The following is an 11055-nucleotide window of genomic DNA, read 5'->3' as shown; positions in this document are numbered from 1 at the left end:
CCCTCGCCGGCAAGTGCAAGGAGAAGTGCGACGGCGACAAGGAAGATCCCGCCCTCGCCGGCAAGTGCAAGGAGAAGTGCGACGGCGACAAGGAAAAGGAGGAAACCCTTCTTGCCGACAAGTGCAAGAAGTGTGACGGAGACAAGGATGAGGAAACTCTCCTTGCCTGAGCCATCCTGAACCGACCGATCTCTAAAAGCCGCCGGGAAACCGGCGGCTTTCTTATGTGCGGTTCCAGTGGCCGACTCAAATTACCTGTCCCTTAATGGGCGCGTTCCACTTCCGCAGCGACGGTCGCCCGTGCTGCTTCCGGTCAGGCGGCCGGACGGGTCCCACCTCGTGGTCCTGGTGCCATGAACGGTCTCGCTGCCGGTGAGGCGGCCCGAGGCGTCCCGGAACTGCGTCCGGCTGGTACTGCCGGACGCGTGGGTGTTGGCACTACCGGAAAGCCGCCCGCTGGCATCGCGATAGGTGGTGCGGGAGCTGCCGCCCGACGAGCTTGAGGAGGTGGCCGAGCCGGTCATTCTGCCGCTGCCATCGCGGAACTGGGTGCGGCTCGTCCCGCTACTGCTGGTGTGGGTCGTCGCCGTGCCGGTGATTCGCCCCGAGGCGTCGCGGATCACGGCCCGATCGGTCCCGCCCGGGCTCCTGTGGCGTTCGATGGTCTGGACGATGCGCCCGGAGGCATCACGGACCACTTCGCGACAAGTCTGCGCCGACAGTGTGGGCGTCAGGATCCAGGCGAGCAGGGAGGAAAGAACGATCCACTTCATGCCTGTTGAGACTGTCGGCGCACGAATCCCATTCGATCGGGAGGGTGATGGGGCCAGGAGGGATAAAATGGAGCGGCTGATCCTGTTCGGAAGCCGGGCCATTTCCGAGCCCGAGCGGGCCTTTCAACGCTGGCAGCGCAGTTCCCGTCGCAGTGCCTCGATCTGCTGCTGGAGCCTGAGGATCGTCTCGATGGCGGCCCAATTCATCCGGTGCTGTTGACGGAGGATTTCGATGTGCCGCAGGCGGGCGAGCGATTCGGCATCGAAGCGCCATTCCCCGCCATCCTCCGCCACCGGGTCGAGGAGTCCCTTGCGGCAGTAGAAGACGACCTTGCGCTCGGACGAGGCGGTCAGACTCACCACCTCGCGGATCGTGTAGAGGGCGTGGGGGTCGGGTTCGTGGACGTCCGGGTTCATGATTTTCTCGGGTCGAAATTCGAGCGGTCGCGCAGTTGTTTCCACAGATCCCTCTGGTCGTCGGGCACGTGGGGCGGGACGTGGATTTCGATCACCACGTAGAGGTCGCCGGCACCGCCCTTTTTTGGCAGGCCCCGGCCCTTGAGCCGGAGGTGGTCGTCCGCCCCGGTTCCGGGCGGGACCTTCAGCTGGACCGACTCCCCGTTCGGAAGCCGCACGGGCAGGGTGGTGCCCAGCACCGCCTCCCACGGAGCCAAGGCGAGGTCACAGAAGAGATCGGCACCGCGGACCCGGAAGTCGGGGTCGGCGGCCAGCCTCACGACAAGGTAGAGATCGCCGGCCCCGCCGCCATCCATGCCGCGTCCGCCGTGCCCGGGCACCCGCAGGCGTTGGCCGTCGCGGATGCCAGCCGGGATGCGGACCTGCACTTCCTCGACCGATTCCCGGCCGGTTTTCGGATCCACGTGCCGCATGGCGATCGTCCGCATCGCCCCCTGCATGGCCTCGCGCAGGGTGACCATGAGGTCGCCCTCGATGTCGTGTCCGCGCCTCGGACCGCGGCGGGCCCGCCCCGAAGCACCCGCGGCGCCGAAGTCCCCGCCGAATCCCGTGCCTCCGAAGTAGCGCTCGAAGAACTCGCTGAAGCCGGTGCCCTCGAACTGGTAACCGGCTGTCTCCTCGCTCCACCCACCTGCCGGCGGCGGTGGCGGCCCCTGGCGGTTCCACTCCGCCCCGAGTTGGTCGTAGCGCTTGCGCTTCTCCGGGTCGCCGAGCACCTCGTAGGCCTCGTTGATCTCCTTGAAGCGGCTTTCGGCCTCGGGATTGTCCTGAGCCACGTCCGGGTGGAACTTCCTCGCCAGCTTGCGGAAGGCTTTCTTGATCGCAGCGGCATCGGCGTCGCGCGCCACCCCGAGGGTCTCGTAGTAGTCCTTGAAATCCGCCGTCATGCCGGAGCACCAGTCACGCACATGGAGTCCCGGATGTCGATACGTCTGCTCCGTCGCCGCGCATGGAGGGGTGAGGAGCGATTCAGTAGATGCCGATTGTTTCGCGCCGAGACGAGATGAACGCCATGAACCTCGAGATTTTGGATAAACCCTTGGACAAACTCCCCGGAAATCAGCCAGAAAATCGGCTTGGTCGCTTGATTATCAGGCTGGAGGCGGAGGTGGGAATCGAACCCACGAATGGAGGTTTTGCAAACCTCTGCCTTACCACTTGGCTACTCCGCCGTGACGCCCGAAGCGCGGGAGGGGTAGTTACGGCCCCTCGCGATTCCTGTCAATGCCGGGCTTGAGCCTCAAACTGTCGAACGGGATCGGAGCGAATGGGATTGGCAGGCGGCGGATTGGTGGTTTGCTCGGTCCATGGCCGATGCCGTCCGCGAGATCTATTCCCGGCGCCGCTACCCGGCGCTATCCCACCCGGAGACGCACCCGGGGGTGATCGCGGCGACCGCCCGCTGTGGCGGGGTGGTGGCGCCCGCACTGCCGGAGGCCTGCCGGCTCCTCGAGATCGGCTGCGCGTCGGGCCACAACCTGCTGCCGCTCGCCGCCCGCTTTCCGGAGAGCCGCTTCGTCGGGATCGACTTTTCCGACAGCGCCATCCGCAAGGGGCGTCAGCACGCCGAGGCGACGGGTCTCGCCAATGTCACCTTCGAGCACGCGGACGTGACCGAGTGGCGGCCGGAGGCGGAGGATTTCGACTACGTGGTCGCCCACGGGATGCTCTCGTGGGTCGACGACCGGGTGAAGGCCGCGTTGTTCGAGCTGGTGCAGGGTTCCCTCGCGCCGGATGGCATTGCCTGCATCGGCTACAACACGCTGCCGGGCTGGTCGCTGCGGAAAGAGGCGGCGGCGATGGTCAGGGCCCTGCCGGACCTCGGGGCCGACGCCATGGGAGTCATCGGGGAACTTGCCGAAGCCGCCGCAGGCGGGGCAACACCCTATGCCGCCCATCTCGCCGCGATCTATCGCGACATGCAGCGGAAGGGACCGGAGATCGTGGCCTTCGACGACCTCGGGCCGGTGTGCGATCCGCTGCACTTCGGTCAGGTGATCGAGTGGGCGGGCCAGCACGGCCTGCGCTACCTGGGAGAATCGACCTTGTCGGGAAATCTCCCGCCCGGGGTTGACCCGGCCGCTCTGGCCCGGCTCGAGCCGCTGGCGGGGGACCCGTTGCGCTTCCAGCAGACGCTCGACCTGCTCTCCGGTCGGACCCACCGCAGCAGCCTGATGTGTCGCTCGGGCCTGACCCTCGACCCGGCCACGAGTTCTTCGGTGACCCTGCATTTCGCCGCGCGCCTTCTGGTGCGCCCGCTGCCGTCGAAGGCGATTCACGGGGAAATCATCGAGCATTTCCATGCCGCGCTGCACGCGGCCTGGCCATCGGCGATGCCGGTGGCCGGCCTGATGGAAGAGTGTGCCCACCGCCTGGGCCCCCGCTGGGATCCCGCCCGCGGGGCGAAGACGGTCGCGGATTGGCTCTACCGGGCCGCGCGTTTCGGTTGGGTCGAGTTGCGCACCGATGCGATCGAGTTGGATTCGCGGTCGCCGGTCCGGCCGGCTCTTTCGCCGCTGAATCGTCGTTTTGCGAAGGATCGCGATTCACTGGTCGATGTGTTTCACCGGAGCTGCGGCTTTCCGGAGACGCACTGGGGCGTGGTCGAGGCGCTCGACGGATCCCGGTCGGCCGACGAAATCAAGGCACTGGCCCGGGACCAGGCACCGGATCTCGACGTCGGTCCATGGCTCGATCACCTCGCCGGGCGGGGCCTGCTGTGGCCGGGTTGAGGGAAGCTGAGTGGAGAGTTTTTGCCGGTTGGAGCCATCTTGCCGCTGAGGGAGTTCCGAGGGGCTCCGTAAATTTCTGGCTAGACTTTGCGGCTGTGCGCCCGAGCGTGGAGGGACATGAAAGCAACCCTGCTTGGAATCACCACTTCGACCGTGCTCTCGATTGCCCCGCTGCTGGCGGGTGGCGAGGGTTGGACTTCTGACTTCGAGGCCGCGAAAAAGCAGGCCGCCAAGGAGGACAAGAGCCTGCTCATCGATTTCACCGGCTCCGACTGGTGCGGCTGGTGCATCAAGCTCAACGAGGAGGTGTTCCAGCACGCTCCCTTCAAGGAGGGAGTGAAGGACAAGTTCGTGTTGGTGGAACTCGATTACCCCCGGGACAAGTCGAAGCTCTCGGAAAAGGTCCAGAAGCAGAACGAAGAGCTGAAGGACAAGTATGGCATCCGCGGCTTCCCGACGATTCTGCTGACCGATGAAGAAGGGGCTCCCTTCGCCCGGACCGGCTACAAGCAGGGTGGTCCGGAGGCCTATGTGACCCATCTTGACGAACTTCTCGAGAAACGTGCGGTCCGCGACGAGGCGCTTGCCAAGGCGAAGGATCTCGAGGGGCCGGAAAAGGCGAAAGTACTGGTGGACGCGCTCAAGGCAATGTCGCTCGAGGACGAGATGATCGCCACTTTCTACGGGGATCTGGTCGAGCAGATCAAGGCGGCCGATCCGGAAGACGAGTCGGGCTACGTGAAGGGGCTTGAGATGAAGGCGAAGTTCGCGGAGTTTCAAAAGAAGCTGATGAGCTTCGGCCAGAAGCAGGATCACGAGGGTGCGTTGAAGCTCATCGAGGAGACGCTCGCGTCCGGCACTTTCGAGGGCGACACGAAGCAGCAGGTGGTCTTCTTCAAGGCGATGGTGCTGGCCCAGGCGGAGCAGTTCGACGAGGCGGTGCAGGCGATTGACGAGGCCAAGGCGGTTGCCCCCGAGAGTGACACCGCCGCCCGGATGGACCGGATCCGCGGGCAATTGATTCAGGCGCGGGATCAAGCCGCCGCCGCGGACGAGGCCCCCGACGACAAAGACGCGGAGGATTCGACCGAGTCCCAGCCCTGATCCAGCCCGGAAACGCGGGGCGACATGTCTGAGAAGGCGGAAACAGCATCACGCGGATGGGCGTCCCTGAGCGGTGCGCTGGCAAAGCGCCTCGTGCTGCTCGGCCTGGGGGTCGTGTTGATCGCCGGGGCGCTCGTGGTACTGGCGGTGTTCTACGGTTGGTCGCAGTTCGCGCACTCGCTGCCGCCCCTCGATCCCTGGCATCAGGAACAACCGGCGTCGGAGTTCACGGCGTCGGATGAGACGCCGGAGTTCGGATTCGATGACTATCTCGCCCGCGAGGAGAAGGTCTTTGGCGAACTCGATGACTTGATCCAGGGACCCTGGGAGGGTTCCGAGGCGGGCAAGCTCTCCCGCTTCAATCCCGATTCGGTGTGCCGGCCGGGTGTGTATGGAGGCCGGAACTGGAACCGCAGCCTGCTGCGTGAGGCGGTCCGGCCGAAGGGAGGCGTGCTGATGGTGCATGGCCTGAGCGACTCCCCCTACGCGTTCCGAGGCTTGAGTGAGCGCTTTCATCGCGAGGGTTACACCGTGATGGTGCTCCGGGTTCCCGGCCACGGGACCTGTCCCGGTGCGCTGGCCCAGGTCGAGTGGGAGGATTGGGCCGCGGCCGTGCGGGTCGCCGCCCGCGATCTGCGGAAGCGCCTGCCGGATGATGCGCCGATGGTGGTCGCCGGCTTCTCCAATGGCGGGGCGCTCACCGTCCATTACGCGGTCAGCGCGATCGAGGACGACGACCTTCCGGTGCCGGATTCACTGGTGTTGATCTCGCCGATGATCGGCATCACGCCGCTGGCCGAAATCACGCGCTACCACGATTGGATTGCCGGCGTTTCCGGCGACGAACGGGCCCACTGGTCGGCGGTCAATGCCGAGATCGATCCCTACAAGTATGCCTCGTGGCCGATGAATGCGAGTGTCCAGGCCTTCAAGATGACCCAACAGGTGGAGGAGGGGCTGGCCCGCCTCGAACGGAGTGGGAAGATGAAGGAGTTTCCACCGGTCGTCACCGCCATTTCGGCGATCGATGCGACGGTGAAGCTGAGCAACCTGATTGCCGGCCTCTACGGGCGGATCACGAATTCAGGGAGCGAGTTGATCGTCTTCGACGTCAATCGGGCGGCGTGGATGGAGGGGCTGATCCGGGATGACTACGAAAAGGCCTTTCTGCCGCTGTTGGACGATGGTTCGAGAGCCTACGACATCACCCTCGTCAGCAACCGGGCGACGGGCACCGAGTCGCTGATGGAGAGCCGGATCACTGCTTCGGGAAGGACCGACCGGGAGCTGGATCTGACCTGGCCGAGGGAGCTTTTCTCACTGGCGCATGCGGCCCTGCCATTCACCCAGGATGATCCGCTCTACGGACCCAACGACGGGGGCGACAAGGTCCTGCCCCTCGGTGACCTGAGGCTGCGCGGCGAGGCCGGGGTCTTGCGGATCTCCGACGGCCAGATCCTGCGCCTCCGTCACAATCCCTTCTACCCCTACATGGAGGAGCGGATCGTTTCCTGGGTCGGGGATCGCTGAGTCTCGCCGGCGGTGGGCGGTTTCAGGCCGGGGGATGCGCGAGTCGGTCGGCGGCCTCTAGTCCGGTGTGCAATGCCTTCCCGACGCGGCCTTTCCCGACCAGCGAGTCGCCTGCGAAGTCGAGGGAACGACGCCGGGCCTCGGCAAGAAGATCGGGATCGAGGGCAGATCGCGGGTGGGCGTATTTCCAGCGCTGCGAACTCCACCAGGCCGGTGGTTCCAGAGTTTCGCCGAGGAGGCGGGCGGCTTCTTCCGCGGCTTCCTCAACCAGGGACGCCCGGTCATTCTCGAATCGATCCATGCTCCAGTCCGGCGACATCTGGACGACGAGGACCGACTCGTCTTCCGGGACGTGGCCCGGCTTGTCCTCCTCGAAGGAGAGCCAGGAGATCGCGTGACGGCGGTCCGGATTGACCAGCGCGTGGTAGTCGCGCTCGTTCATGATCCGTCGATCGTAGCCGAAGACGAACGTGAACTGGCGATGGTAGGTGCAGCCGGAGAGGAGCGGGGCGAGGTCGCGGGTCGCCACCGATGCGTCCAGCAGTTCGGCCGCCTGCGGTGCGGGCAGGGTGATGAGGATCTTTTCAAAGGGCCCGAAGGTTTTTCCATCCTCATCGAGGCAGGCCCATGCCCCTTCGTGCCCCTCGAGTTTCACAATCCTGGTGGAGCGGACGACCCGGGCCAGCGGAGCGCCCGCCTCGAGGAGCTTGCCGAGCGTGCTGATGCCGTGGCGGTAGTTCCACTTGGTCGCGGAGTTGTGCGAGGGATCCCCCGGGTGGATGTTGCCGTCGCCGTCGAAGACGCGGACGTCGCCGGGGATGGAGACCAGTTCGTCGGTGGGCAGTTGATCGCGGACCAGCCGGGTGACCCGCGGGTCTTCGAGCTTGAAGTAGTTGGCGCCGTGGTCGAAACGGCAGGCTCCGTGGGAGCGGGTCGCCGCGCGGCCCGAGACGCCCCGGCTCTTTTCAATCACCATGCTGGGGACGCCCTGCCTCGACAGTTCCCAGGCAGCCGCCATCCCCGAAACCCCGGCTCCGACGATGCCGATCTGCGGGTGATGGTTGGATTGTTCTACGACCATGCAGATCAGAGTCTCGGAGTCGATCTTGTCAAACGAGCTTCGGATGCGCCGATTTCATGATGGACGCTTAGCATGGAGTTCGTATCAAACTCCATGCTCCGGCCTCTGCTGCTGATTCTTGCGACCGCCCTTTCCGCGCTGCCTGCCGCGGAAAAGCCCAACATCATTCTCGTGATGACCGACGACCAGGGCTACGGCCCGGTCGCCCGTCACGGCCATCCGTGGATTCGGACGCCCCATCTCGACCGATTGCACGACGAGAGCACGCGCTTCAACCGCTTTCTGGTCAGCCCGACCTGCTCGCCCACCCGGGCGGCGATCATGACCGGGCGGCATCCGATGAAGAACGGGATTACCCACACCATCAACGAGCGCGACCGCATGACGCTCGACGCCACGATCCTGCCGCAGGTGCTCAAGTCGGCCGGCTACGCCACCGGCATCTTCGGCAAGTGGCACCTCGGCGACGAGGACCCCTACCAGCCGAACCGGCGTGGTTTCGACGAGGCCTTCATCCACGGGGCCGGCGGCATCGGCCAGGCTTATGCCTGCTCGAATGCCGATGCGCCGAACAACAAGTACTTCGATCCCGTCGTCCGCCACAACGGCAGGTTTGTGAAGACGAAGGGCTTCTGCACGGATGTGTTCTTCACCGCCGCGCTCGGTTGGATCCGAGAGCACAAGGAAGGACCCTTCTTTGCCTACATCTCGACCAATGCGCCGCACGGCCCCTTCATCGCGCCCCCGGAGAACGCGAAGTATTTCACCGACAAGGGCTTCGGCAAAACGCACGCCGGCTTCTACGGCATGGTCGAGAACATCGACGAGAACATGGGCCGGCTGATGGCCAAGCTGAAGGCGTGGGATCTCGAGGAAAACACCATCCTGATCTTCATGTCCGACAACGGAATGACCGGCAACGGCGCCGGAAAATCGAAGGGCGAGCTGGCGCCCGGACACGAGTGGTTCAATGCCGGGATGAAGGGTCTCAAGGGCAGTCCGGACGAAGGTGGGGTGCGGGTGCCCTTCTTCATTCGCTGGCCCGGGAAAGCGCCGGGCGGGCGGGAGATCGATACGCTGGCGGCCCACATCGACATCCTGCCGACCCTGGCTGCGATCGCCGGGGCCCACCTGCCGGAGGGGCAGGTCGAGGGGCGCAACCTCTGGCCCCTCATCAAGGACGACAAACGGGCGTGGCCGGATCGCCATCTCTTCACCCACGTCGCCCGCTGGCCGGTGGGTGCCGAGCCCAATGACTTTCAGTGGAAGAACTTCGCGGTGCGCAACCAGCGCTTCCGGTTGGTTGGCCGCGAACAGCTCTTCGACATGGAGAAGGATCCCGGACAGACCACCAACGTCATCCAGGACCATCCCGATGTTGTCGAAGGCATGCTGAGTGCCTACGAGCGATTCTGGAAGGAGGCCCGGCCCCTGATGGTCAACGAGAAGGTGCCGATGTCGAAGACCCGGCCCTATCACGTGGCGTATCGCAAGCAGGAGCAGGCGGGAGGCATTCCGGATTGGAAGGCTCCTGACGGCCTTTGAGTCCCGTGCTGCGGTCTCAAGGTCGAAGGTCTGAAAGTCGAAAGTCTGAGTGATCGACGCGCTCTGAGTTCTCTGAACCGCTTGATCCAAAGGACTTTCGACCTTGGACTTTCAGACCTTTGACCGCTTCACCCTGAGTGGCGTCCATCCTCAACAATCTGCTCAAGGAGGCTCCACCTCCGGCTTACTCGTCGGTTGCGTAGGTCGACCAGAACTCCTTCCCCTGGTCCGCACGTCCGAAGGACGAGGTGCCGTCATTCAGGCGCACACGCTCTTTTTCCAGGAGCTCGCGCAGGCGGGCGAGGGTCTTGGCGTGGGCGGGATCGTCGGCGAGATTGTCGAGTTCATGCGGATCCTCCTTCAGGTCGAAAAGCTGGGTGTGGCGTGAGCCGTCGACGGCATACTCGATGAGCTTGTGGCGTTCGTCCCGCACCGCCCGGTGCCATTGCATGAAGGCGAAGGACAAGTGGTCCCGGTGGGTGGCCTCGGCGTCGGTGATCACCGGCTTGAGGCTCTTGTATTCGACGTTTTCCGGGATCTCCACTCCGGCCATCTCGCAGAGTGTCGGGAAGATGTCGTAGATGTAGCAGAGCTGGTCGCGGGTTTCCCCGGCCGGGATTCCCGGTCCACTGATGATGAAGGGCACCTTCACCGAGTGCTCGTAGACGTTCTGCTTGCCCATCAGCCCGTGGCTGCCGAGGGCCAGGCCATTGTCCGAGCTGAAGACGATGAGGGTGTTGGCCGCGTGGCCGCTCTCCTCGAGGGCCTCGAGGATGCGCCCGATCTGGGCGTCGGTGTGAGTCACCAGCGCGTAGTAGCGGGCCAGGCGCTCGAGGACCTTGTCCTCGCTCCGGGGGAGCTTCATCAACTTCTCGTCGCGGATGTTGTGGACGCCCGCATCGAAGGGGTGCCTGGGCCTGAAGTTGGCGGGGAGTTTCATGTCCCCCGCCTCGTACTTCGCGAGGAACTCCTCCGGGCAGTTGAGGGGATCGTGGGGTGTCATGAACGACACGTAGGCGAAGAAGGGTTCGTCGAGGTCCTTGCGGCTGTTGAGAAACTCCACGCAGGCGTCCGCGAAGTGCTCGGCATTGAAGCGGCCGTCGGGCTCCAGCTTGATCTTTTCGCCGTCGGGCGAGAGGTTGAAAAGCGGTGTGCGGTTCTGGCCGCGATGACCGCCGCGATCGTAGAGCCGGCTGCCGGTGCTGAACGAACGGCTGAAGTGGCCGTTTTTGCCGAATCCCGGATCGTTCTTGCCCGTGGCGAAGGTCGTGTAGCCGCGCTGCCGGAAGGCCTGGGTCAGCGTGGTGTCCGTTTCAGCGATCTCGAAGTCCCACAGGCCCTGGCTCTCGAGGTTCCACAAGGTGCGGCCGCTGAAAAGGCAGGCGCGCGACGGGGTGCACACGGCCATCGAGCTCGCACCCATGATGTAGGCGTTGGTGAAACTCAGGCCGCCGTTCACCAAGCGGTCGATGTGGGGCGTCTGGATGCGTTCGTTGCCCAGAGCCTGGATCGTGTCGTGGCGCTGGTCGTCGGTGAAGAGAAAGAGCACGTTCGGGCGCTTCGGCGCAGCCGTGGCGATGGCGGCCGTCAGGAGTGTGAGAAGAGTAGCGAGCCGGGAAATCATGTGGTGGCGGGAGCATCGCCGCGCGTGCGGGCAGTCTCAAGGTCCAAGGTCGGAAAGTCCCACCGTCGCCTCCCGGCTATGGCGGGCAGGCGAAAGTCTGAGCAGCCTTCCCTCTCTGGCTGCTTGGAGGCCTCTTCGAGAGGGTGCATGGCTGAACGCGGTGGAGCTTTCATCGCGTCCAGCAGACGT

9 protein-coding genes and 1 tRNA gene are annotated in these 11055 nt (G+C 64.8%); 4 read left to right on the top strand and 6 right to left on the bottom strand.

Features of this window, described 5'->3' with window-relative positions:
• Positions 1–251 precede the first annotated feature (251 nt).
• The 4 genes from ACG2LG_RS02090 to ACG2LG_RS02075 all read right to left on the bottom strand — a co-directional run bounded on the left by ACG2LG_RS02090 (position 252) and on the right by ACG2LG_RS02075 (position 2422).
• The gene (locus tag ACG2LG_RS02090) at positions 252–773 is read right to left on the bottom strand and encodes a hypothetical protein (protein ID WP_396255881.1); all 522 of its coding nucleotides are present in this window, start codon (positions 771–773) and stop codon (positions 252–254) included.
• A gap of 123 nt (positions 774–896) precedes the next feature.
• Positions 897–1190, bottom strand: coding sequence for a MerR family transcriptional regulator (locus ACG2LG_RS02085; RefSeq protein ID WP_396255879.1), 294 nt, complete (start codon positions 1188–1190; stop codon positions 897–899).
• Positions 1187–2137 carry a DnaJ C-terminal domain-containing protein gene (locus tag ACG2LG_RS02080; protein ID WP_396255885.1) on the bottom strand — a complete coding sequence of 317 codons (951 nt, stop codon included), beginning with the start codon at positions 2135–2137 and terminating at the stop codon, positions 1187–1189. The genes ACG2LG_RS02085 and ACG2LG_RS02080 overlap by 4 nt, the downstream gene beginning before the upstream one ends.
• A 210-nt stretch (positions 2138–2347) precedes the next feature.
• Positions 2348–2422, bottom strand: a tRNA-Cys gene (locus ACG2LG_RS02075).
• Between the two features lie 135 nt (positions 2423–2557).
• On the opposite strand from ACG2LG_RS02075, the gene ACG2LG_RS02070 reads away from it, so the two are divergent.
• The 3 genes from ACG2LG_RS02070 to ACG2LG_RS02060 all read left to right on the top strand — a co-directional run bounded on the left by ACG2LG_RS02070 (position 2558) and on the right by ACG2LG_RS02060 (position 6616).
• Positions 2558–3982 carry a methyltransferase domain-containing protein gene (locus tag ACG2LG_RS02070; RefSeq protein ID WP_396255878.1) on the top strand — a complete coding sequence of 475 codons (1425 nt, stop codon included), beginning with the start codon at positions 2558–2560 and terminating at the stop codon, positions 3980–3982.
• A 117-nt stretch (positions 3983–4099) separates the two neighbouring features.
• Complete coding sequence (locus ACG2LG_RS02065; RefSeq protein ID WP_396255876.1) at positions 4100–5086, top strand: thioredoxin family protein; 987 nt, start codon at positions 4100–4102, stop codon at positions 5084–5086.
• 24 nt (positions 5087–5110) lie between these two features.
• Complete coding sequence (locus ACG2LG_RS02060; RefSeq protein WP_396255874.1) at positions 5111–6616, top strand: alpha/beta hydrolase; 1506 nt, start codon at positions 5111–5113, stop codon at positions 6614–6616.
• Between the two features lie 22 nt (positions 6617–6638).
• Here the strand turns inward: ACG2LG_RS02060 and ACG2LG_RS02055 are convergent, their stop codons facing one another.
• Positions 6639–7697 carry an NAD(P)/FAD-dependent oxidoreductase gene (locus ACG2LG_RS02055; RefSeq protein ID WP_396255872.1) on the bottom strand — a complete coding sequence of 353 codons (1059 nt, stop codon included), beginning with the start codon at positions 7695–7697 and terminating at the stop codon, positions 6639–6641.
• 93 nt (positions 7698–7790) lie between these two features.
• Between ACG2LG_RS02055 and ACG2LG_RS02050 the strand changes: the two genes are divergently transcribed.
• Complete coding sequence (locus ACG2LG_RS02050; protein WP_396255870.1) at positions 7791–9242, top strand: arylsulfatase; 1452 nt, start codon at positions 7791–7793, stop codon at positions 9240–9242.
• 184 nt (positions 9243–9426) lie between these two features.
• Here the strand turns inward: ACG2LG_RS02050 and ACG2LG_RS02045 are convergent, their stop codons facing one another.
• Positions 9427–10866 carry a sulfatase-like hydrolase/transferase gene (locus ACG2LG_RS02045; RefSeq protein WP_396255868.1) on the bottom strand — a complete coding sequence of 480 codons (1440 nt, stop codon included), beginning with the start codon at positions 10864–10866 and terminating at the stop codon, positions 9427–9429.
• Positions 10867–11055 lie beyond the last annotated feature (189 nt).

This window comes from Haloferula sp. A504 (genome assembly GCF_044385805.1).
In the GTDB taxonomy this organism is placed as follows: Bacteria; Verrucomicrobiota; Verrucomicrobiia; order Verrucomicrobiales; family Akkermansiaceae; genus Haloferula.
The sequence above is the reverse complement of the archived record's forward strand: the minus strand, read 5'-3'. Positions and strand labels throughout refer to the sequence as shown.

Excerpts from the sequence above, each read along its gene's own strand:
- ACG2LG_RS02090 (WP_396255881.1), bottom strand. The coding sequence starts at position 773 with ATGAAGTGGATCGTTCTTTCCTCCCTGCTCGCCTGGATCCTGACGCCC.
- ACG2LG_RS02085 (WP_396255879.1), bottom strand. The coding sequence starts at position 1,190 with ATGAACCCGGACGTCCACGAACCCGACCCCCACGCCCTCTACACGATC.
- ACG2LG_RS02080 (WP_396255885.1), bottom strand. The coding sequence starts at position 2,137 with ATGACGGCGGATTTCAAGGACTACTACGAGACCCTCGGGGTGGCGCGC.
- ACG2LG_RS02070 (WP_396255878.1), top strand. The coding sequence starts at position 2,558 with ATGGCCGATGCCGTCCGCGAGATCTATTCCCGGCGCCGCTACCCGGCG.
- ACG2LG_RS02065 (WP_396255876.1), top strand. The coding sequence starts at position 4,100 with ATGAAAGCAACCCTGCTTGGAATCACCACTTCGACCGTGCTCTCGATT.
- ACG2LG_RS02060 (WP_396255874.1), top strand. The coding sequence starts at position 5,111 with ATGTCTGAGAAGGCGGAAACAGCATCACGCGGATGGGCGTCCCTGAGC.
- ACG2LG_RS02055 (WP_396255872.1), bottom strand. The coding sequence starts at position 7,697 with ATGGTCGTAGAACAATCCAACCATCACCCGCAGATCGGCATCGTCGGA.
- ACG2LG_RS02050 (WP_396255870.1), top strand. The coding sequence starts at position 7,791 with ATGCTCCGGCCTCTGCTGCTGATTCTTGCGACCGCCCTTTCCGCGCTG.
- ACG2LG_RS02045 (WP_396255868.1), bottom strand. The coding sequence starts at position 10,866 with ATGATTTCCCGGCTCGCTACTCTTCTCACACTCCTGACGGCCGCCATC.